This window comes from Hymenobacter aranciens (genome assembly GCF_030580865.1).
In the GTDB taxonomy this organism is placed as follows: Bacteria; Bacteroidota; Bacteroidia; order Cytophagales; family Hymenobacteraceae; genus Hymenobacter; species Hymenobacter aranciens.
Map to the genome: position 1 here is coordinate 37,836 of NZ_JAUQSY010000023.1, position 22,014 is coordinate 59,849.

Below are 22,014 nucleotides of genomic sequence, written 5' to 3' on the forward strand. Positions count from 1 at the left end.
GTTTCGCAGGGTAGTTCTAAACAAAAGAAAACTCTGCGAAACCCTGCGCCTAACCCTGCGAAACCCTGCGAGAAATCTCATTAGAAAGTAACGTTGAGCCTTGAAGATGCTCGACAATATTCTGAAAAATCTGCAGCCCCTCCCCTTCCTCGCTCAGCCAGCCAGCCCGGCGGCGGCGCGCCCAGTCGGGGTGGTTGTAAGCCGAGAGAAAGGCCTCCGGGTGCGGCATCAAGCCGAACACCTGCCCCGTCGGGTCCGTCAATCCCGCGCAGTTCAAATCCGCGCCATTAGGATTAAAGGGGTAAGTCGAAGTGCCGTCGCCGTTGGCATCGATATACGAAAGGCAGTTCAGCCCGCTGGCTTCGATGGCCTGACGCACGAGGTCATTCGGCACTACCAGGCGGCCTTCGCCGTGGCGCACGGGCACTTCCAGCTTATCAATTCCTTTCAGAAAAGGCGTGTTTGACAGCGGATTAACCCGCAGAGTTACCCAGCGGTCCTCGTAGCGGCCGGAGGCGTTGTGCGTCAGCGTCACCTCAGGCGTAACGTCGCCGCCGAGGTTGGGCAGCAAACCCAGCTTCACCAGCACCTGGAAGCCGTTGCAGATGCCGAGGACAAACTTGCCGTCGGCGATGAACCGCTTGATGTCATCGAGCAGGGTGCGGCCGGCGGCGCTGGTCTGGCGGTAGCGCAGCTTGTTTGCCAGCACCACGCCCGAGCCCAGGTCGTCGCCGAACGAGAAGCCGCCGGGGAAGTTCAGAATATCGAAGTCGTGAATGCTGACCTGCCCGTGCAGCACCTGGTTGAGGTGCACGATGGTGGGCTCGGCCCCGGCCAGGCGGTAGGCCGCCGCGAATTCCTCTTCGCAGTTGATGCCGAAACCGGTTAAAATAAGCGCTTGAACCATTTTCAATTAACAGTTAACAATGAGCAATTAACAATCGGGACGCAGGGCAATTGTTCATTGCGCATTGTTCATTGTCAATTGATTTACGCCCAGCAGCTGGTTCACGGCCCCGTGCGACCATGTGAAGCGCAGGTCGTCGGTGCCAGCTTCGATAACGACGCGGCCGGCGTGGCGCACCTGCAGGCGGCCGCTGCCGGTGACCCGGCCCAAGCGCGTGGCGCGCTCGCCCAGGATGCTTTCGAACGCCACCACGTCCTCCGGGGCCACCGTGGCCACGAAGCGCGAGTGCGACTCCGAGAACAGCTGCGTGGCCAGCGGCAACTCTGTTTCCGGCAGCTCGATTTCGGCCCCGCAGCCGTAGCCGAAGGTGGCCTCGGCCAGCGCCACGGCGAGGCCGCCGTCGCTCAGGTCGTGACAGGATTGAATGAGTTGCTGGTCGTTGGCTTCGCCCACGAGCGTGTATAGTTCCTTGGCCTTAGCGAAATTAACCTTCGGCACGTTGGCGCCCAGCGCGCCGCAAAGCTGGTAGAATTCAGAGCCGCCCAGCTCATCATAAGTTTCGCCGAGCAGGTACACCACGTCGCCTTCCTGCTTGAAATCGGAGGTTACGGCGCGGCGCACGTCGTCCATTTTGGCCGTCATCGAGTAGAGCACGGTGGGCGGGACCGAAATCTTCACGCCGTCGGCCTTGAAGTCGTTTTTCATCGAGTCCTTGCCGCTGGTGAGCGGGATGCAGTAGGCGGCCGTGGCGTCGCGCAGGGCTTCGCACATGCGCACCAGCTGGGCCAGCTTGTACTTGCCGTCGGGGTTTGACGTGGGGTCGTACACCGAGTCGGGCACGCAGAAATTGTCGTTCACCGACCAGAAATTACCGTCCCCCGGCGTGAGGTTAGGCAGCTTGCCGCCCACGGCAATAATCTGCCGCACCGCCTCATCAAAGGCCCCGGCCGACATGTGGTAGGCGTCCAAATCGCCGAAGCGTGGCAGGATGCCGTTGCTCACGGCCACGCCCTCGTAGCTCTCAAAATTGAAGCGCACTACGGCCGCATCCTGCGGGGCCTGGCCGGTGGCGCCCATGAGCGGCTTCACGATGGTGCGGCCCTTCACCTCGTGGTCGTACTGGCGAATCACCGACTCGCGCGAGCAGATATTGAGCGAGCCCAGCAGCAGCGCCAGCGTGGCCGAATAGTCTTCGATGGGCGCGATTTCCGGCTCCGTGGCAGCCGGCCGCTGCCACTCGGCTTCCAGCACTTTGCGTGGCACGCCGTCGTGCAGGAAATCCAGCGCCAGCTTTGCTACTGGTTGCCCGTCAAACTTTACTTCCAACTGACCGTCATTGGTAAAGTATCCGATATCAGTTAATTCCACTTCCATTTCGGCGGCCAGCGCAAACAGCGCGGCCTGCCGCGCGGGCTCCACTACCAGCGTAAACCGCTCCTGCGACTCACTCACGAAAATCTCCCAGGGCCGCAAGCCGGGGTATTTCAGCGGTACTTTTTCCAGCTCCACCACCGCGCCCCCGCTGATGCCCGCCAACTCGCCCACGGACGATGAGAGGCCGCCCGCGCCGTTGTCGGTACTACACTTGAGCAGCCCCTGCCGGGCCGCGAGCAGCAGAAAATCCATCGCCAGCTTCTGGGTGATGGGGGAGCCGATTTGCACGGCCGTAGCGGGCGCGGTTTCGTCCAGCTCAATGCTCGAAAACGTCGCGCCGTGAATGCCGTCCTTGCCCACCCGGCCGCCGGCCATGATGATGCGGTCGCCGGCATCGATGAGCTTTTCCCAGGAATCCTTGCCCGCAAACTGCATCGGCATCACCGCGCCGGTACCGCAGTACACCAGCGGCTTACCGCGGTACCGGTCGTCGAACACGATGGCCCCGTTCACCGTGGGCACGCCCGACTTATTACCGCCGTCCTCGATGCCCTTACGCACCCCTTCCAGGATGCGGCGCGGGTGCAATTGGCCCGTCAGCAGCGGCCCATCATACTCGGGGTTGCCGAAGCACAGCACGTTGGTATTAAACAGCAGGCGCGCGCCGCCAATACCGGTCGCCAGCGGGTCGCGGTTGTTGCCGAGAATGCCGGTGATGGCCCCACCATAAGGGTCGATGGCCGAGGGCGAATTGTGCGTCTCCACCTTCCAAACGAACAGCGAGTCGGCGTTAATCCGCACCGCCCCGGCGTTGTCGCTGAACACCTTAATCAGCCAGTCGTTGCCGTTGGCACGGAGTTGGCGGTCCACCTCGGCGGTGGCGTCCTTGATGTATGTTTTGAAGAGCCCGTCAATCTGCTTTTCCGCGCCCGTTTCCAGGTCTTTGTACTTGATGAGGGCCGCAAATTCCTTGTGCTTGCAGTGCTCCGACCAGGTCTGGGCGATGATTTCCAGCTCGCAGTCGGTCGGGTCGGCGGGCAGGCCGGCGGCCTGGCGCTCGGCCTGGGTTTCGGCCGCTGCGAAGTAGGCGCGCACCGCCTGCATCTCCTCCAGGTTCAGGGCGTAAATGTTGTCCTTCGACAGCTTCACCAGCTCCGCATCGCTGAGGCCGGTGAGGGAAATGATTTCCGTCACGGCCTCGGCGCCGCCGCCGGGGCGGGGGGTATAGTCGCGCAGGCCGTCGGCCACGCGGCCGGTTTCGAGCCAGTTAATGAGCTTGTTGCCCAGCAACTCCTCGGCCAGGCGGCGCAGGTCGTCGGCGGGCAGCTCGTTTTCGAGCAGGTAGAGCTTTTTGCTGAAAATATGCTGGGTGTGCACGTCCAGCGGCTCGTTCAGGAAGTCGGCCAGGGCATTCTGCGCCGAGGTACCTTCGTCGTCGGTCACGCCGGGGCGTCGGGCCACCAGGATGTAGCTGGCGAAGCCGGCCGCCGCCGTGGGCAGCCCCAGCTGCACGTCGTGCAGCACCGGGTCGGCCAGGCATTGCTGGGCAAAGTCCAGCACCTGGGCCTCGCTCAGCGGGTAGCGCACGGTGTAGGCGGCCAGGCTGCGCACGCGGCCGGTGCGCAGGCCGAGGTGGCGCTGGGCAGCCTCGGCCAGGCGCTGGCCGTCGCCGTCGTGCTGGCCGGGTTTCAGGGAAAGAAGGAGGGTGTTGTCAGTCATCAAATTTGTATTCAAGCTCTAATCAGAACTGTCATGCTGAACGCAGTGAAGCATCTCGCCTGCGTGACTAAACCTAACGTTCTGGAATACTGCTGCACGCGAGATGCTTCACTGCGTTCAGCATGACAGTTCATTATTAAAATGCTTTCTCCGGCCGGCTGCCGGGTTTCACCACCGCCAAGCCGGCGGCGCACATCGGACAAGCTTCCGGCTGGTACGTGGCCGCCTGCACCGACAGCAGCGCAAAGTGGGGAAAATCGAGCCCGCCCTGCCCGCCCGTGCGGTCAATCAGCGAGGCCACGGCCAGCACCTCGGCGCCAGCGGCGCGCAGCACGCGGGCCACCTCCAGGGTGCTTTTGCCGGTCGTCACCACGTCTTCGGCAATGATGATTTTCTCGCCCGGCTCGATACTGAAACCACGCCGTAAGGTCATCTGCCCGTCCGCGTCGCGCTCGGTAAAGATGCCGGGTACGCCCAGCTGCCGGGCCAGCTCGTAGCCAATCACCACGCCGCCCATGGCCGGGCCCACCACCGTGTCCGGCTGCAGCCCGACGGCCTGAATCTTCCGGGCTAGTTCGGCGGCGGCGGCGGCGGCCAGCTCCGGCTTGCGCAGGAAGCGGGCGCACTGCACGTAGGTATCGGAGTGCAGGCCGGAGGAGAGACGAAAGTGGCCGCTCAGCAGGGCGTCTTCCTGGCGCAGCTGCTGCTCCAGGGTGGTGGCGGAGTCGATGGCGGAAATGGAATCTATCATGTTAACTTTTGTCATGCTGAACGCAGTGAAGTATCTCGCGTGGTGTACTAATTAATTTACTGCTGCACGCAAGATGCTTCACTGCGTTCAGCATGACAGGTTCTTTTATTTAATTGCTTCCACCAAGCGGTGTGTATTAATCTGCTCCATTAATTCCTTCGCCGCCGCGCCCGCATCCGCCGCCTGCCAGATGCTGCGCGAAGCGTTAATCAAAACCCCGCTGCCATCGGCCCGCAGGCCAGCTTGCAGCGTGGCCGCCAGGTCCCCGCCCTGCGCGCCGATGCCGGGCACCAGAAACCACTGCTCCGGACAGGCGGCGCGCACGCGGGCCATGGCGGCTGGTTCGGTGGCGCCCACTACGAGGCCGATAGTGGATTCCGCCAGTTCCTCATCAAGTCGCCGGGCGATACGGGCGGCGCAGTCGCTGAGGTTGCCGCCGCGGGTTAGGGCCGCGTCCTGCAGGCCGTACTGGGGTTTGTTAGAAGTTTTGGCGAGCGAGAAAACCAGCTTGCCGGGCCGGGCGAAGGGCCGGATGGCGTCGTCGCCCATGTAGGGGTTCACGGTCACCGCGTCGGCGCCGATAATATCGTAGGCAAAGTCGGCGTAGCGCTCGGCGGTGTTGGCGATGTCGCCAAACTTGCCATCCAGAATCACCGGAATGTCGGCGGGAATGCTTGCCACGGTTTCTTTCAGCAAGGCCACGCCGTTTTCGCGGCTCAGAAAAAACGCCAGATTGGGCTTGAAGGCGGCGGCGTAGGCGGCCGTTTCGGCTACAACTTCGCGCAGGCGCCGGGCGGCGCGGGCGTCGTCGCCGGTGGGGTCGAGGCCCACGCAGAGCAGCGAATTGGTGGTTTGAATGCGCGTGAGGAGCTTTTGCATACGTCTGAAACTAAGCTTTTACACTAATCTGCACTTCCTGCGCCAAGCGGGGCGCGAGGCCGGGACTGAGCCATTCGCCGCTGGCCACCTGCACGGCCTGGGCGCCCACGCGCAGGTAGTCCTGCACGTGCCGCAGCGTGAAAATACCGCCCGTGCCGAAAATCGGCAGGTGCAGCCGCTCATCCTGGGCCAGCTCCCACACGCAGCGCAGGGCCAACGGCCGTAGCGCCTCGCCTGAGAGGCCGCCCACCAACGGCGCAGCCGTAGGGTCGGCGGGCAGGTGCAATACTTTAAGGGTGTTGGTGGCAGCCAGCGCGGTAGCGCCGCCCTCCTGCGCGGCCAACGCCAGGGCGCGGATGTGGTCGGGCCACGGCGGCAGCTTCACGATAACGGCTGCGTCGGTGCGCAATTCATTGCGCACGGCCTCGGTGGCTTCGCGCACGAAGCGCGGGGTAATTTCGGTGCTCGTGGGGCGGTTGCCGGCGCTGATGTACACCTCCAGGCCGGCAATCTGGTCGCCGGCTTCGCGCTGGAGGTAGCGCGCAATTTTGCGGAAGCCCGGCACACCCGGCGCGGTGATGCTCACGAAGATGGGTACGCCGAAGCGGCGCAGGCGCGGCAGGTGCTCCTGCACCAGCAGCTCCGCGCCCTCGGTGCGGATGTCGGTGCGGTTGAGCAGCGTCAGGTCGGCCACCTGCAGGATGCCTTCGTCGCCGGGCAGGCCGGCGTGGGGCTCCATGGTCACGGTTTTGGTGAAGATGGCGCCGAGCTGTTCGTAGCCGGGGCCGTCGAGCTCCCAGGGCGTGGCGGTGAGGCACACGGGGTTAGCAAGGGTGAGGGAGCCGAGTTGCATAAAGGGGAAGTTGGGGGAGAAGAAAGGAGCGCGGGAGGCAGCGATAAAACCTAAACAGGTATAAAAACAAAAGCGCCCGGTGGGTGCCGGGCGCTTTGTCTCATAGCTCCTTAGATTACGTTGTCGCGGTTAATCAGGAACGGTACGCACTCGCGGATGTCCGTCTGGCCGAGGATGAACTGGGCTACGCGAGCCATGCCCACACCAGCACCCGAGTGCAGTTTCACTTCGTGCTCCTCGTGGAAGCTCAGGTACCACTCGAAGTCTTCCAGCTTCATGCCCTGGCGGATGAGGCCTTCCAGCATCGAGCTGGTTTCCAGCTTGTGGCGCAGCTTGGCACCGTCGAACTCACGCTCGGCCGAACCAGCCGACTCGCCCGACAGCGGCAGCAGCAGGTCGCTGCTGTTTACCACGCGGGGGTCGTCGTCGTTGTTGCGCATGTTGAAGAACTTGATGTCGGCCGGGTAGTGGGTGATGAAGATGGGGCCTTCCAGCTCGGTCAGGCGGCCTTCTTCGGCGGCACCCAGGTCGTCGCCCCACACCAGGTCGGGGAAGCCTTCGGGCTTCAGCCGCTCGATGGCGTCGGCGTAGGTCATGCGCTTGAAGGTCAGGTCTACCAGGTCTTCGGCTTTGCGGCCGAACAACTCGAGTTCCTTGGCGCATTTGGTAGCCACTTCATTAGCAGCGGTGCGCACGATGCCGGACAGGTGGCCCAGCAGTTCGTCGAGGCCGCCGAGGTGCTCGATTTCGAACAGCGTGAACTGCGCCAGGCGGCGGTTGTCGGCGGTCAGCTCCTTGCGGAAGCTCTGGATTTCGCCGCACACGCGGCCGCCTTCGATGGCCTGGGTCAGCATCTCGATGTAGAGCTGGTTCGACTGCGGCAGGAACATTTTCTGGCCGTCGTACCAGTCGAGGGTGAAGAGGGTGTCGGTGTTTTCGCAAGCGCCGGTCACGCCCACAATGTGGGGCATGTTGTGCACGGTCACGAAACCTTCCTGCTCGCAGTATTTGCGGGCGCCGCGCATCATGGCGTCCCATACTTTAATCACCGCCATGCGCTTGGGGTCGGTGCTGAGGTTGCGGTTGCCGGTGTGGGCGTGGGCCGGAGCGGTGAGGGTGGCGGTTTCCATTAGTTAGATGGTGGTTTAAAGAGGTTATTGAGTTAAAAAAGTTGGAATCGAACGGGCAAGGCGTGGCCAGGCCCAGGAAAAATCGGGCAGAAAAAAAGCCGTTTCGGGGCGAAACGGCTACACTAACAGCGGTGGCACGGCGGCCGGGTTAGGCACAAAAAAACCGTTTCGGAAAACCGGAACGGCGATGGGGCAAAAACCAGAAAAAGCAACAAAACCAACGGCGGCCAACGCCTTCCGGCGTTTCTGCGGGGCCGTCTCCGGCGTCCCGCACTTCATCAAGGGGTGTTGATTTAGCTGAAGCACGATGCAAAATTACGACACGTTTTTACTGCTCCAAACCCTCCCCTATTGTTAATTTTTTTTTACTGCTCTCCGCTACAAAATTTTGGTGTGAGTTTTCGGCTAATTCCTTTCAGAACGACGCTTTTCACACATTACGGGCTTGAAAATCTTTTTTTAAGAAATTCTCACCCATTGCGGCGCACTGGTTTCAAGCCGTAACTTTGGCTCTTTATTCCGCAAGTGTACCGGCGTGGTACTTTTGGTGGAAAGCGTTAAAAATGCTCAGCCCGCGTTGCCTTCAGAGGTAGTTCGGGCTTTTTTCGTGGCCGGTGATGGCAGTTGCCCGGTAGTAGCAGCAGGTATTAGCGCAGGCGGCCAACGGGTTAAAGCTATGAATTCAGGAACTATTCATACATTGCCAGCCGATGGCCTGCTTGTCGCAGATGCCAGCTGTTATGCTACTTAGCAGCTGATTACTGTCACCTTATTTTTCACCACTTTTCTCACCACAACTCTATGCAAGTTCTTTTACGGTTCTTCGCTCTCCTATTCGTGGCGCTCTGCCTGGGCTTCGGCCAGCAGGCGCAGGCCACGCACATCCAGGGTGGCGACCTGACCTACACTTCGCTCGGCGGCAACTAGTACCGCGTGGTATTGAAGATGTACCGCGACTGCTCGGGCGCGACGCTGCCTGCGTCGATGACGCTCTTGGTCAAAAACGGCTGCAACGGCACCACGCAGGGCAGCTATCCGATGAACCCGGTGCCCAATTCCATCACGGTAGGCACGCAGTATTGCGCTACTGCTAGCGGCCTCTGTGCTCCTAGTGGGCCAGATAACTTCGAAAGCAACACATACGCCACCAGTGCCATCACCGTCACCCCGGGCCAGTAGCTGCTGAGCACCGAAATCTGCTGCCGCCCCAGCACCGCCAATCTGGTGGGCCAAGCTACCTTCCGCTACGAAGCAGCGCTAAATAATCAGATAACGACGGGCAGCACGATGCAAACCATCGTCAATAGCTCCCCGGTGTCGCCGAGCAACCCGGCTTTCTTCATTCCCTGGAAGCAAGCCTCCCTCCTTAGCAACACCGCTTTCGATGCCGATGGCGACTCGCTGGTGTACTCGCTTGACCAACCGATTTCGGCCTGTGGCAATGTGTATGTATCCTATAAACCTTATCCCAGTTTTACGCAGGTTCAACTGAGTCCCAACTGCTATCTGCTCCCTGGTTCGACACTCCCGGCTATGTTCTCGGCTACGAATCCCGTTGTCGTGCGTGGCGATATTACTGGCAATTGCCCCAGCCGCACCCTGGTACCCAGCCCCAATGGCTTTGCCTTCGACGCCACTACCGGTGCTTTGCTGGTAGACCCCTCCCGCTATGTGGCAAATTCACCTTCGGCCGATGGCGAAAACAAATACGTAGTGGTGGTGAAAATCACTGAATACCGCAAAATTAGCGGCAGCTACGTGGTAGTAGGCAGCACCCGCCGCGACCTATTCGTAACCGTATACGACTGCGGTACTAACCAGATGCTCACCCTCACCCGCACCATAGGCGTGCAGGTAGGCACCTCGCAGGTGCAACAGCCTATCGGCATGCCCATCCCGGTGCTGGCCGGCGAGCCCATCAGCGTAAACCTGACGGCCACCGACCGCAACCCCGGCCAAACCCTGACGCTCTCGCTGATGCACAACAACGTGCCGGGCGTGACGCTGCAGAACCCCGGGTCGGGTGTGGCCCGCCTCAACTTCACACCGCCGCTCAGACTGCCCAACGGCCTTTACCGCGTGCCAGTGACGGTGGAAGACAACGCCTGCCCCCTCAGGGGCAACGAAACCCAGTTGCTGACTTTCCGTGTGCACCGCACGCTGGCCACCCGCGCCGCTACCACCATTGCCGCCTACCCCACGCCCTTCACCAGCGAAGTGCAGTTTCAGCTGACCAAGTCCGGCGTGCAGCAGCTCGGCGTGTACGACCAGCTGGGCCGCCTCGTCACGACGCTCCGCAGCCAGGCCGACGGCTCGGTGCGCTGGCAGCCCGGCACCGAGCTGCCAGCGGGCCTCTATTTTGCCCGCTCGGGCGATGGTAGCCAGCTGATTCGCCTGCTGCGTAGCGACACGAAGTAAGCTGACTTCAATTTATGAAAAATGCCCCGCTGGCTTGGCCAGCGGGGCATTTTTTGTTTTAGCGCGATGGGCTGAAGATGGCTCAGCTAGTGGGGCCGTTGTCCACGCGCGATTCGATAGTGCTCTGGATAGTGGTGGAGACAGCCGACAGCAGGTCGAGGCCCGTGGCAGCTTCAATGGCGTTGACGGTGGTTCGGTAGCCGGCCCAGGAGGTGCTCACCGACTGGTTGTTGGGCATGTTGATGGCGATGACGCGGGTGCTGGTGGTCACGCGGCTCACGTCGCTGCTGCCGTTGGGCAGCACTACAATTACCTTCCAGCAATTGGCGGGCACCGTGACTTTGCCGCTGGCGATGGTGGTTTTGTAGCCATTGAGGCCGGTGCCGCCGGTGCCGTAGCTCCCGCAGATGATGTAGAGCTCGTTGCCGGCATCGATGAGCGTGCGGCAGTAATTTTCGAGCCCGGCCCAGCCGCGCTGGTTCACGTTGGCGGCCTGCGGAATCATGTTGGTCATGAGAAAGGTAGCCGAGTTGTCGGCCACCGAGCCGGTGCGGTCGGCCGAGGGGCAATTGTGGCCACGGTCGAAGCCCGAGCCGGTGTAGCTGCTGCTGGTGGCGCGGAACCAGCCACTGGGCAGCGTAGCATCGGCGGCAAAGTTGTCTTGGCGCGGGGTGCTGCCTACCCAGGCGCTGCTCAGGTGCCAGCTCACCCAGTTTGGGATGCCGCGGTCGCGGTGATACGAGGCCGAGTATTGGGTTTTGGACAGCAGGTAGTTGGTGTAGTTAGTGGCATTAGTGGTGGCCCCACTGGGGTTGCCCAGCGCCAAGTGGCTGTCGCGGGTGGCCGTCGCAGCCTGCGTGTTGACGGCGGCGGTAGGAGTTGTGGGCACATTTTGCTCGTCTTTCGAGCACGATACGGCCAGGGCCAGGAGTGCCGCCAGGCTAGCCGCACAGGTAAAAGTAAACTTCATAAAGCGGGGGATTGGGGGAATAGTGGTGCAGAATTGCCCGGCAAAATTCCTCACTCCGTGCCCGAAAACGACACGGTTAATGTTATCAAAAAATCAAGCCCGATAACCGTCGGCTAGCTATTAAAATTCAATGGTAATGTTCAGCTTATTCATGGCAGATAATAGTCAACGTAGTACGGCGCTACCGTCGATGCCAAAATTTTATACCCTCTTCCCGAAGGCCACAGTGGCCTTTTTCGCGCTTACGCGCCTATTCACAACCGCTTACCCTTGCATTGCGAGAAACTTCGCTTACCTTGGGGCCACGGATAACCGTATATTGTTTTCTGGCCGCTGGTGACGTGCACCTGCCCTGCTGACAAGGCCGTTACCTCAGCTTTATGGTCCCATTTGCAAGCTTATTTCTTCACTTCACCTTTTTCACTTCCACATGAATACTTTTTTACGCTTCTCCTCCATTCTGCTGCTGGGAGCTGGCCTGCTGGCCAACCAGCCGGCCTTTGCCACACACGCCCAGGGCGGCGACCTGACGTACACCTCGCTGGGTAACAACCAATACCGCGTGGTGGTGCACCACTTCCGCGACTGCTCGGGCATTCCGGCACCCACCACGCTGCAGCTCACCTGTAAATCGAGTGGCTGCACCTCGACGACAGGCGTAGTGACGGCCGTGATGAACCGTCAGGGCGCCACGCTCTACGGCAACCAGTATTGCGCCACGCTCACAGGCATTTGCACCACCAACGGCCCGGCCAACTACGAAACCAACACCTTCGTGGCCACCGTGACGCTGCCGCCCGCCGCCGAGTGGGTGCTGAGCACCGAGGAGTGCTGCCGCCCCAGCACCGCCAACCTAGTGGGTCAGGCGACGTTCCGCTTCGAGGCCGTGCTGCGTAACCAAATCAGCGCCGGTGGCACCACCCAAACCATCGTTAACACCTCGCCGGTGTCGAGCAACCTGCCGGTGTTTTTCATTCCCTGGAAGCAGACTTCGCTGTTGAGCAACAGTGCTTTCGATGCCGACGGCGACTCGCTGGTGTACTCGCTCGACCGGCCGCTGGAAGGCTGCGGCACGTACACGGCCTACGCGCCGTATCCGGGTTCGCTTTGCACGCAGGCCGTGCTGAGCACCAGCCCGGCCTGCATGCTTAGCTGCCCGCCAAGCAGCCCGGCCACGTATTCGGCCACGCTGCCGGTAGCCGTTACCAACGATACTATCGGCCTGTGTCCCAATAAAACAGTCACGCCGCGCTTCGATTTTGACACCAACAGTGGCGCGCTGCGCGTGGAGCCGGCTTATTTTGACTCGGTGGCGGCTTCGTCGGCCGGCAAGAATAAGTACGTAGTGGTGGTGAAAATCACGGAGTACCGTAAGATTGGCGGTAGCTACGTGGTGGTGGGCACGGCCCGCCGCGACCTCTTCCTGACGGTGTATGACTGCGGGCGTAACGTCCCACCCACGTTCCTGCGCACGGCGGCCATGCAGGTGAGCACCAGCACCATCACTCAGTCACTCAACACCGTGATTCCTATTCGGGCCGGTGAGCCTGCTACGCTGACCCTCACGGCTACCGACCGCAACCCAAACCAGGTAATTTCGATGTCGCTCGACTACAACACCGTGCCTGGTGCCCGCCTGGTAGCGGCCGGCTCCGGGACCGCCCGCCTCACCTTCACGCCCCCGCTAACCTTGCGCGATGGCCTGTACCGTGTAGCTGTGACGGCCGAAGACAATGCCTGCCCACTGAAAGGCAACGAAACTCAAACCCTTGCTTTCCGGGTGTATCGCTCACCTTTGGCCACGCGGCCGACGGCTGGCAGCGCCATCCTGGCCTACCCTACGCCCTTCACCAGCGAAGTGCAGTTTACGCTCAGCCAGCCCGGCGTGCAGCAGCTCACCATCTGCGACCAGCTGGGCCGCGTAGTGGGCCACGTGAACAGTTCGGTCGACGGCTCGGTGCGCTGGCAGCCCGGCGCCGAGGTGCCGGCCGGCCTTTACCTGGCCCGCGCTGCTAATGGCACGCAAACCGTGCGCCTGCTTCGCGCTAACTAAGCACAAGTCTCTATAACAGCAAAAATCCCCGCTGGCATGCCAGCGGGGATTTTTATTATAAATATCGGGCTAAAAAATGTCGAACCAGAATTGATAATAAACACCAGTTTAGCTGGCTATAGCTCATGCAGCACAAGCAATTGGGCAGAATATGGTTTCCCCTTGCAGGCAGAAGACAGATAGTTGCTTGCAGCCTGCCCACCAGAGCCAGTGTACCAGCTCCGGGTGGCCAAGTAGTCATTATTAGCGGCCAGCTACCATCAGTCGTTGCGAAGCCAGCTGCTTGCCAGCGGCATCACGCATCACCACATGGTAGAGGCCGCTGGCCAGGTTAGTGGTGTTGACTGTGGTTTCCACCTCGGTCACAAGCTGCTGGCGCACTAGCTGGCCCATTTCGGAATATACTTCAGCCTTAGCGGCGGAGGTGAGGCCAGCGTAGCTCAGCGTGACGGCCTCGGTGGCGGGGTTCGGGTACAGCTGGAGTATGGCTGCCACAGCAGTCGGGCCTACTTTCAAGGCCACCACCGGCGAGAAAGCTTGCTTGTCGTCATTATCTACTTGGCGCAGGCGGTAGTAGAGCGTCGTCACGTTTTGTGTGGCGGCAGCAGCGTCGCGCAACATGTATTGCTGCGGGGTGCTGCTGTTGCCAGCGGCGGCCACCACGCCAATGGCGCGGAACGACGCTTCGCTACCCGTTGAGCGCTCCACCACAAAGTGGCTGCTGTTTTTTTCCGAAGCGGTGGCCCAGCTGAGCTCGGCGCGGCCGTTGCTCCAGCGGACCGTGAAGGCCGTCAGCTCGACGGGTAGCGGGGCAGGCGGCGTCACGAGCAGCGGGAAATCGCCGGTGCGGTCGTCGGCAAAGGCGTAATACACACGGGTGCTCGACAGGGCCGTGAGGCCGCTGGCAATGGTCAGCTGCACTGAGCTGAAGTCGCGGGTAGTGTTGAAAAACACTTCCTGGCGGCCGTCGGGCAGCAGGCGCAGCGACAGCAGTTCGCGGCCCACGCGGCTTTCCAGCAGGTTGCCGCCGGCATCGTAGGTCGAGATAGTCATGTTATCGAGTACGCTGATGTCGAGCAGGCCCGAACCACCTACTACCATCCCGGCCCGGTTGCCGGCGCTGCCCGTGCCGTTCAGCTGCAGGCGCAGGCTCTGCTCGCCGCCCAGCGACAGCGGCAGGTTCATTTCAGCATACGAATTGGGGTCGGTCGAAGCGTTGGCGGCGTTCTGCGGATTCACTACCGAGCAGTTCACGCAGAGCAATCCATTGGTCGAAGTCTCGTAGTGCCCAGCGGGGCTCCCAAAATTGGAAAGCACATTGGTGTTGCCCTCAAATGCCCTTGGCTCAACACCAAAGCCGTAGTAAATGCGCAGATTATCGAGAGCCGAGAGCAGCCCTATGCGCTCTACCCGAACTTCATTAAAGGCATAGCTGGTAGGGAAGCTCACCTGCGCCTGCCCATCGGGCAGCACCGACAATTGCAGCAGGTCGCCGCCGACGTGCGACTCCTGCGGCACGCCGTTCAGCAGCGTCGTGATGCGCAGGCCCGCCAGCACGCTGGCATCGAGCAGCCCGGCGCTACCCAGCATAAAACCAGCGTAGTAACCCGCCGGCGAGGTGCCTTCCAGCCTGGTAGTTAGAGTGGCCGGGCAAGCTACCGTCAACAGGCTGCTGAAGCTGGCATAGTTCGACAAATCGTTATCCACGGCCCGCTCAGGGTTGCTCACATCCGTATTCACGCACACGCCGCTCGAGCCAGTGCCCGCCGTGCTGTATTGGTTGCCAGTGGCGCTGCCAAAGCGGGAAATGTAGCCCGCCACCTGCGGCTGCACCCGCGAGGGCACGGCGTAAGCATAATGCACACGCATGGCGTACGTAAGGTTTAATAAGCTACCCATCTCAATTTCAATCTGATTGAAGGGCAGGCTAGCTGTAATTTCTAATTGGGTAGGCGTATCACGGTCCATTAGCGCCGCCTTCACTACCGACGGCGACACGATGCGGCTTTCCTGCAGTTGCAGCGAAGTGCCGGCCTGCAGGTAAGTGCGAATTACTACTACCCCAATTACCTGAAGCCCACCCAGCAAGCCCAGGCTGCCATTCGATACTACCACGCCGGCGCGGTCGCCAGCGTTGCCGGTGCCGCTTAGCCCCAACCGCAGCTTTACCGACGAAGCCACCGACGAGTAGAGGGTTGCGTAGTTATTTAGGTCGGCATCGGCAGCACGGCTGCCGCGGTACACGCCACCACCGCAAAGCGCTGGAATAGTGCAATCGGCACTCGACTGAAACTGGCTGGTAGTGGAGTAAAAAACCGCCGCCGAGGCCTGCGGCGGAGCCGCTATTCCAAGCCCCGAGAGTAATAATAGAGCCAGCACCCACAGGCGCTGATGATATAGCGAAGTAATAGTTGCGGGTTTCATGACAAGCTTTTTTAAATGCGGCACCTTTGCCAGTGGCACAGGTATCAATAGCCCGGCCAAGCTCGTAAAATATCTTTAAAATTCTGTTATTCACAATATTAAAAACACAAACCAAATTTACATCTGTCCCAAATCTGGAATTTCTTCCCAAATTGGGACCATTTGCTACTTTGGCTAAAAATCAGTTTTAGTCTTCGTTTGCAGCTTTGCATTTCCATTGCTCATTTAGGGCCCCGGCTGGCCCCTATTGCGGATATATTTCCGCGATAACGTCGTTAGCGTTTGGCTTGCTTACTTATACCGGCTGCAAGCACATAGCATTAATTTATACAATAAAATAATTAATATGACCTCACCTTTTCAAATTTTTGTAGTCGAGGATAATGAGTGGTATGGCGAGCTGCTGGTCCACCGCCTCAGCCAAAACTCTGACCACGTCGTGCGGCGCTTCACCACGGCCGCTGAATGCCTCGAACACCTCGGCGACCGGCCCGACCTTATCACGCTTGATTATTCATTGCCCGATGCCAAAGGCGAGCAGCTGATGCGCCAGATTCAGGCCCGGCTGCCGGGCGTGGCCGTGATAGTGATTTCGGGTCAGGAAGACGTAAGCACGGCCGTAACCCTTTTGCGGGAAGGAGCTTATGACTACCTCGTGAAGAATGACGACACCCTGCCCCGGCTCTGGAATATTGTGGGTAAAGTGGAGCAGCAGGTGCGCCTGCGCCGCGAAAACGAGTTGCTGCGCCAGCAAATCGGGGCGCGCTACGCGCCGGCGCAGGCTATTCTGGGCGAACACCCGTCGGTCAAACAGTTACACGGACTGATTGCCAAAGCCGCCCGCACCAGCATCACAGTCAGTATTTCGGGCGAAACGGGCACGGGTAAGGAGTTGGTGGCACGGGCCATCCACTTCCAATCGACGCGCGCCAAACGGCCCTTTATAGCCGTGAACATGGCTGCTATTCCGCGCGAATTGCTCGAAAGTGAGCTATTTGGCTACGAGAAGGGAGCCTTCACGGGGGCAGCAGCCCGCCGCATCGGCCGGCTGGAAGAAGCCAACGGCGGCACTTTGTTTCTGGACGAAATTGCGGACCTCGACCTGGCCCTGCAGGCCAAGCTGCTGCGCGTGCTGCAGGAGCGCGAAGTGACGCGCATCGGCGGCAACCAGCCCGTACCCTTCGATGTGCGGCTGGTGGTGGCTACGCACCGCGACCTGCTGGCCGAAGTGCAGGCCGGCCGCTTCCGCGAAGACCTGTATTACCGCCTGTTGGGCCTGCCCATTACGGTGCCGCCGCTGCGGCAGCGCGGGCAGGATGTGCTGCTGCTGGCCGATTCGTTTGTGCGCGAGTTCTGCGCACAGAACAACCTGGCGTCGTGTCGCCTGAGCGACGAAGCCCGCAGGATGTTACTCGCGCACCCGTTTCCGGGCAATGTGCGCGAGCTGAAGGCCGTGGTGGAACTGGCCGCAGTGCTGGCCGACGGCGAAATTATTCAGGCGGAGCAGTTGCCGCTGCGGCAAAACCTCACGGCAACGCCGCCTCTGCACATGATGTCGCTGAAAGTGCAGACCACTGCCATCATTCAGAAATGCCTTCTGGAGATGAAGGGTGACGTGCTGGCTACGGCCGCGCGGCTGGACATCGGTAAGTCAACTATCTACCGCATGCTTAAGGACAAAGAAATTATAGCGGAGCCAAGTAACTAGCAAAAGGCATTTTTTTGTACTTATCTTTTCGCGGTAGTTTAAACAGCCTGGTTGTTCGATGCGTCGCTCCCGCCCTCACTCCCCTATTCGAAAATCTGGCCGCCCGCTGGGCCCAGCGGGTAAGAGTGCCCCTGCCCGCTCGGTAGGCAGCGCGCGCGCCAGCCAGCCGGGCAGTGCGAGAGCAGCATTTTTAGCCGCCGATGTCGTGGACGAAGTACCGCTGCTATTATTTAGCTACGACCTGCAGCACCAGCGCCTGCTACAGTGCAACAGCCGGGCAGTTAACACTATTGGCTACACCAAAGAGGAGCTGCTGGCCATGGGCGCGGATATTCTGCCCTGCCTGATACACCAGGACGAGTTGAAGCGCATCGAACACAGCAACCTCGACCTGCTGCTGGCTGGGTGGCGCAGCCTGACGTGGGCCTGCCGCCTGCGACACCGCGACGGCAGCTGGCGCTGGATGCGCCTGCGGGTGCGCGCCAGCCTCACCGGACCCACAGGCCAAGTGCAGCAGGTAACGGGCAGCGCTGAGGATATTACCCGGCACCGCGCCGCCGTGGCCGAGCTGCGCCACAACCGTCATTTTCTGCGGCAGATTGTTGATATTGTTCCCAATTTACTGTACGTATTCGAACTGCGCGAAATGCGCAACCTGTATTGTAACTCGCGGGTAGAAAAACTGTTGGGCTATACCGAAGCCGAAATTCAGGCGCACGGCGGGCAGGTACTCCAACACCTGCTGCCCCCGGAGGAAGCCGAGCGTTTTCGGGAAAACCTGGCCGAAGCCGCGCAGTTGCCCGACCACGAATCCTGCGCCATTGAGTATTCTGTTTACCATCGGGATGGCTCGTTGCGTTGGTTTTATGCCACGCACACCCCGTTTGAGCGCGGCCCTGCCGGCGAAGTGCTCACCGTTATTGGGGTGGCCGAAGACGTGACGGAGCGGCGGGAAACAGCCGAGCGCAGCCGCCTCGACCTGGAGCGGCTGGCTGAGCAGCACCGGCTGTTTCGGGAGGTTATCGACGCAATTCCGCACCCGGTCTACCTCAAGGATGGCAATGGCAACTACCTGCTGGCCAATCGTGCCATTGCCGAAATGTATGGCTCGACTCCGGAGGAGATGGTGCGCCGCGGGCGCGATGGCCTGACTGGCACTCCGCAGGATATTGAGCGCTACACCACCCAGGACCGCCAGGTGCTGGCGACGCATCAGGACCTCAACGTGGAGGAAACCTACACCATGCCAGACGGCAACGTTCTGTGGTTTAACACGCTGAAACGCCTCTTCGTGCTGGCCGATGGTACCGAGCAGGTGCTGGGCGTCGACAGCAATATTACCGAGCTGAAGACCACGCAGCTGAAGCTGCAGGCCGCCAAGGAAGAAGCCGAGCAGAATGTGCAGGCCAAACAGGATTTTCTGGCCAATATGAGCCACGAAATCCGGACGCCGCTGCACGGCATTATCGGGCTGGCGGGCGTGCTGGCCAAGACCTCGCTCAGCAGCAGTCAGCTCGACTACCTGCGCCTGCTCAGCGACTCGGCCGAGCACCTGCTCACGGTGCTCAATGACGTGCTGACAACGGCCCGTCTCGGCGCGGGCAAGCTGCGAGCCGAAGAAACCCTATTCACTCCCAAGCAGTTGCTACTGGGCTGCGCGGCCCTGCTGCGCCCCCGCGCCCGCGAGAAAAATCTGCGCTTGCGGGTAGAGGTGCCGCCGCTGCTGCCTGTGCTGGGTGATGCGCACCGCCTGCGCCAAGTGCTGCTCAACCTGGTTAGCAACGCCATCAAGTTCACCGAAGAAGGCGAAATAAAGATTCGCTGTGAGCGGCAGCCCGCCCCGGCCGACACGCCATCCGAGGAAATATGGCTAAAATTCAGCGTACTGGACACAGGCATTGGCGTAGCCCCAGAAGTAGCCGACAAGATATTTGAGCCATTTACCCAAGCTACCGCCAGCACCGACCGCGAGTACGGCGGCTCGGGCCTGGGGCTGAGCATTTCGAAAGGCCTGGTGGAGCTGATGGGCGGCAAACTCACGATGCAATCGACGCCGGGTCAGGGCAGCGAATTCAGCTTTGTGCTGCCCTTGACGGCCGAAGCCGGCGCCGAACCGGAAGCTCCCGCCGAGCCCACCGGCGCGCCCACCCCCACCGATGGGCCCGCCCTGACCGAGGGCGGCCGCGTGCTGCTGGTCGAAGACAACCTGGTGAATAGCTTATTGGCCGAAACTCTGCTCCGCAACTGGGGTTGGCAGGTCACGGCGGCTTTCAGCGGCGCGGCGGCCGTTGAGCTGTTTGCCGACCGCGAATTTGACGTGGTGCTGATGGATATTCAGATGCCCGGCATGGACGGCGAAACCGCCGCCCGCCACCTGCGCGAGCACCCCAATGCCGAGCGCGCCGCCACGCCCATCATTGCCCTCACCGCCCGCACCATGCCCGGCGAGGCCGAGCGCTTGCTTTCGACCGGTTTTAACGGCTACCTTGCCAAGCCTTACAAGGAGGAGCAGCTCCTCGACGTTCTACGGTCCGTGCTGAGCTCGCACGCGGCCGAGCCCTTACCCACTTACCAAACCACCAGTATGCCATCTTCTACCCTCTCCCTCTACGACCTGAGCAACGTGCGTCAGCTCGTCCGCCACGATGAGGCCGTCGTTCGCCGCCTCGCCTGGGCTTTCATCGAAACCACGCCGGCCATCCTCTCGGCGCTCGACGATGCGCTGCTCCGCCGCGACTGGCAGGCCCTGAGCGATGCTGCCCACCACCTGAAAGCTTCCATCGACGGCTTGGGCGTGGAAAGCCTGCGCCAGGTGGTGCGCGAGGTAGAAAGCTACAGCGACACCACGCCGCCCAACCTGCAGCAGGCTACGCGCAGCGTGTCGCACATCCGCGAGGTGACGGAGCAGGTGATGACCCAGCTCCGCACCGAGTTTCCGGAGAAATAAGTGCCCGCTTTGCCCAGCGTTTCAGGCGTTATTGCCATTGACAATATCGTCATTGGCGCGGGCCAGGCCGGGCTGGCAGCCGCCTATTATCTGCAGCAGCACCGCGCGCCGTTCATCGTGCTGGAAGCCGCTGATACCGCTGGCAGCGCCTGGACCGCCCGCTACGATTCGCTGCGCCTGTTTTCGCCCGTCTGGGCCAGCGGGCTGCCGGGCCGGCCGTGGCCCGGCAGCCCCTGGCACTACCCCACTACCCTGGAAGCGGCTGCTTACCTGCAGGCCTATGCGGCTCATTTTGCCTTTCCCGTTGTCTTTGGCCGGCGCGTCACGCGACTACGGCCGCTGGCCGATGGCAGCTTTCAGCTTGAAACGGCGGTGGGGGCTACTTACCGCGCCCGCCGCGTGCTGGTGGCCACCGGGCCGTACATGGCGCCCCGGCTACCGGCGTTTGCCAGCAATCTGCCGACTAATCCGTTGCAACTACACAGCAGTCAGTACCAGCGCCCCAGCCAGGTGCCGGGCCGGGGCGCAGTGGCCGTGGTGGGCAGCGGTAATTCGGCCCTGCAAATCGCGGCTGATTTAGCCGTGAGCGGCCGCCCGGTGTATATAGCTTTTGATGAACGCGTGAAACCCTTCGCCAACAACCACCTGGGCTGGCTCATTATGGTGCTAACCGGCCTGCTGCGCGCCCCCGGCCACAGCCGCCTAGGCCGCTGGCTGCGGCGGCAGCCCGAAACCGTAGTTAGCCGCGACTTCATTCATTTGCGCCGGCTCACCAACGTGCAGTTTGTGGGCCGGGCCATTGCTGCTCAGCCCGATGGCTGCCTACAAGGCCAGCTCGCCACCACGCCCCCGCTGGAGGCCGTGGTGTGGGCCACCGGCTTCCGGCCCGCTTACGATTGGCTGGAAGCACCTATTTTTGATACCGACGGCCGCCCGCGCCACCACCGGGGCCTGACGGCGGTGCCGGGCCTGGCTTTTCTGGGCTTGCCCTGGCTTGATAATCGGGGCTCGGCCCTGCTGTACGGCGCCGGCCGCGACGCCCGGCGCGTGGTGCGCACCTTACTCCAACAGCCCTAATGATGCCATAATGTTGTACGAACCTCGCGGCCGAAAACCGGGTTGTATGGAAAGCTGACTTTCGGCGTTATCTTAGGGCAGCGAATTCCTCTTCTCCTATTCTTATTGTCTCATGGCTCTTCTCTCCCTTGGTCTTGCCGCAGCTGCTGCAGCGTTGGCCGCCGCCCTTTTGGGCAAGCTTGCTGCCACCCCGGAACCTGTTCCGGTGCCAGTGCGCGTCAAGAACAAAAAATAGTATTGGCAGCCCATAAAAAAAGCAGCCTTGCGGGGCTGCTTTTTCTATGTTCGTCAGGGCAGAACTGGTTAGCGGATAACCAGCTTGCTCATTTGATTATACGTGGCCGATTCCAGCTTAACATAGTACAGGCCGTTGGCGAATTTGCTCAGGTCGAGGGTTTTCGTGTAACGGTCGTTGAGCTCAGTCAGCGTTTCGCGGTACATCACCGAGCCGATAACGTTCAGTACGGTCAGCTCGACCTTTTTCCCTTCCAGATTATTGATGGTGAGGTGCACAATGCCAGTGCTCGGATTGGGATAGATGACCAGCTTATCGTCGCTGGTGATGCGCTGCCCCGGTCGGTGCAGTGAGGCGGCCGCGGCGTGCCGCGGCATAGCCAGCGCCGAGCCGAAACTCAGGCTGAGGATGGCAAAAAATATGAGTAGGCGTTGCATCATAGCAAGATTGAGTGGTGGCGAACCAAGCGCCGAGTGACTTAGTAAACGACGGTTCGTTAATTTGGTTGTACAAAGGTACGCCGCCTTAGCCGTTTAGCCTACGAAAACATTCAGTAGCTTCGATGAACC

The 22,014-nt window shown here is 61.0% G+C and carries 17 protein-coding genes; 8 read left to right on the top strand and 9 right to left on the bottom strand.

Features of this window, described 5'->3' with window-relative positions:
* Positions 1 to 49: 49 nt before the first annotated feature.
* The 6 genes from Q5H93_RS23090 to Q5H93_RS23115 form a co-directional block, all read right to left on the bottom strand.
* A complete protein-coding gene (locus tag Q5H93_RS23090) occupies positions 50 to 907 on the bottom strand; it encodes a phosphoribosylformylglycinamidine synthase subunit PurQ (protein ID WP_305009099.1) in 858 nt (285 codons plus the stop codon).
* 54 nt (positions 908 to 961) lie between these two features.
* Entirely contained in the window at positions 962 to 4,000 is a 3,039-nt protein-coding gene (locus Q5H93_RS23095; RefSeq protein ID WP_305009100.1) for a phosphoribosylformylglycinamidine synthase subunit PurL, read from the bottom strand.
* A gap of 136 nt (positions 4,001 to 4,136) precedes the next feature.
* Positions 4,137 to 4,766, bottom strand: a complete 630-nt coding sequence (gene pyrE / locus Q5H93_RS23100; RefSeq protein WP_305009101.1) for an orotate phosphoribosyltransferase — start codon at positions 4,764 to 4,766, stop codon at positions 4,137 to 4,139.
* Between the two features lie 90 nt (positions 4,767 to 4,856).
* Complete coding sequence (gene pyrF, locus Q5H93_RS23105; protein ID WP_305009102.1) at positions 4,857 to 5,630, bottom strand: orotidine-5'-phosphate decarboxylase; 774 nt, start codon at positions 5,628 to 5,630, stop codon at positions 4,857 to 4,859.
* 10 nt (positions 5,631 to 5,640) lie between these two features.
* Positions 5,641 to 6,483 carry a dihydroorotate dehydrogenase gene (locus Q5H93_RS23110; protein ID WP_305009103.1) on the bottom strand — a complete coding sequence of 281 codons (843 nt, stop codon included), beginning with the start codon at positions 6,481 to 6,483 and terminating at the stop codon, positions 5,641 to 5,643.
* A gap of 110 nt (positions 6,484 to 6,593) precedes the next feature.
* Positions 6,594 to 7,613, bottom strand: coding sequence for an amino acid--tRNA ligase-related protein (locus tag Q5H93_RS23115; RefSeq protein ID WP_305009104.1), 1,020 nt, complete (start codon positions 7,611 to 7,613; stop codon positions 6,594 to 6,596).
* Between the two features lie 801 nt (positions 7,614 to 8,414).
* Here Q5H93_RS23115 and Q5H93_RS23120 point away from each other — a divergent pair.
* Genes Q5H93_RS23120 through Q5H93_RS23130 form a run of 3 tightly spaced genes read left to right on the top strand, consistent with a single transcriptional unit; the run spans position 8,415 to position 10,031 of the window.
* Positions 8,415 to 8,540 carry a hypothetical protein gene (locus Q5H93_RS23120; RefSeq protein WP_305009105.1) on the top strand — a complete coding sequence of 42 codons (126 nt, stop codon included), beginning with the start codon at positions 8,415 to 8,417 and terminating at the stop codon, positions 8,538 to 8,540.
* A gap of 6 nt (positions 8,541 to 8,546) precedes the next feature.
* Positions 8,547 to 8,792 carry a hypothetical protein gene (locus tag Q5H93_RS23125; RefSeq protein ID WP_305009106.1) on the top strand — a complete coding sequence of 82 codons (246 nt, stop codon included), beginning with the start codon at positions 8,547 to 8,549 and terminating at the stop codon, positions 8,790 to 8,792.
* Between the two features lie 45 nt (positions 8,793 to 8,837).
* Entirely contained in the window at positions 8,838 to 10,031 is a 1,194-nt protein-coding gene (locus Q5H93_RS23130; protein ID WP_305009107.1) for a T9SS type A sorting domain-containing protein, read from the top strand.
* An 82-nt stretch (positions 10,032 to 10,113) separates the two neighbouring features.
* On the opposite strand, the gene Q5H93_RS23135 is transcribed toward Q5H93_RS23130, so the two are convergent.
* Complete coding sequence (locus Q5H93_RS23135; RefSeq protein ID WP_305009108.1) at positions 10,114 to 11,001, bottom strand: DNA/RNA non-specific endonuclease; 888 nt, start codon at positions 10,999 to 11,001, stop codon at positions 10,114 to 10,116.
* A 430-nt stretch (positions 11,002 to 11,431) separates the two neighbouring features.
* On the opposite strand from Q5H93_RS23135, the gene Q5H93_RS23140 reads away from it, so the two are divergent.
* A complete protein-coding gene (locus Q5H93_RS23140; RefSeq protein ID WP_305009109.1) occupies positions 11,432 to 13,054 on the top strand; it encodes a T9SS type A sorting domain-containing protein in 1,623 nt (540 codons plus the stop codon).
* A 243-nt stretch (positions 13,055 to 13,297) separates the two neighbouring features.
* On the opposite strand, the gene Q5H93_RS23145 is transcribed toward Q5H93_RS23140, so the two are convergent.
* Positions 13,298 to 15,478, bottom strand: a complete 2,181-nt coding sequence (locus tag Q5H93_RS23145; RefSeq protein WP_305009111.1) for a T9SS type A sorting domain-containing protein — start codon at positions 15,476 to 15,478, stop codon at positions 13,298 to 13,300.
* Positions 15,479 to 15,824: 346 nt separating this feature from the next.
* Here Q5H93_RS23145 and Q5H93_RS23150 point away from each other — a divergent pair, with 346 nt between their 5' ends.
* The 4 genes from Q5H93_RS23150 to Q5H93_RS23165 all read left to right on the top strand — a co-directional run bounded on the left by Q5H93_RS23150 (position 15,825) and on the right by Q5H93_RS23165 (position 21,445).
* Complete coding sequence (locus Q5H93_RS23150) at positions 15,825 to 17,186, top strand: sigma-54-dependent transcriptional regulator (protein WP_305009112.1); 1,362 nt, start codon at positions 15,825 to 15,827, stop codon at positions 17,184 to 17,186.
* 205 nt (positions 17,187 to 17,391) lie between these two features.
* On the top strand, positions 17,392 to 20,133 hold the full coding sequence (locus tag Q5H93_RS23155) for a PAS domain-containing hybrid sensor histidine kinase/response regulator (protein WP_305009113.1): 2,742 nt from the start codon (positions 17,392 to 17,394) through the stop codon (positions 20,131 to 20,133).
* 9 nt (positions 20,134 to 20,142) lie between these two features.
* The gene (locus tag Q5H93_RS23160; protein WP_305009114.1) at positions 20,143 to 21,210 is read left to right on the top strand and encodes a flavin-containing monooxygenase; all 1,068 of its coding nucleotides are present in this window, start codon (positions 20,143 to 20,145) and stop codon (positions 21,208 to 21,210) included.
* Between the two features lie 112 nt (positions 21,211 to 21,322).
* Positions 21,323 to 21,445: a hypothetical protein gene (locus tag Q5H93_RS23165; RefSeq protein WP_305009115.1), complete on the top strand. Its 123-nt coding sequence runs from the start codon at positions 21,323 to 21,325 to the stop codon at positions 21,443 to 21,445.
* Positions 21,446 to 21,513: 68 nt separating this feature from the next.
* Here Q5H93_RS23165 and Q5H93_RS23170 read toward each other — a convergent pair whose 3' ends face one another.
* Positions 21,514 to 21,885 carry a T9SS type A sorting domain-containing protein gene (locus tag Q5H93_RS23170; protein ID WP_305009116.1) on the bottom strand — a complete coding sequence of 124 codons (372 nt, stop codon included), beginning with the start codon at positions 21,883 to 21,885 and terminating at the stop codon, positions 21,514 to 21,516.
* Between the last annotated feature and the right edge of the window lie 129 nt (positions 21,886 to 22,014).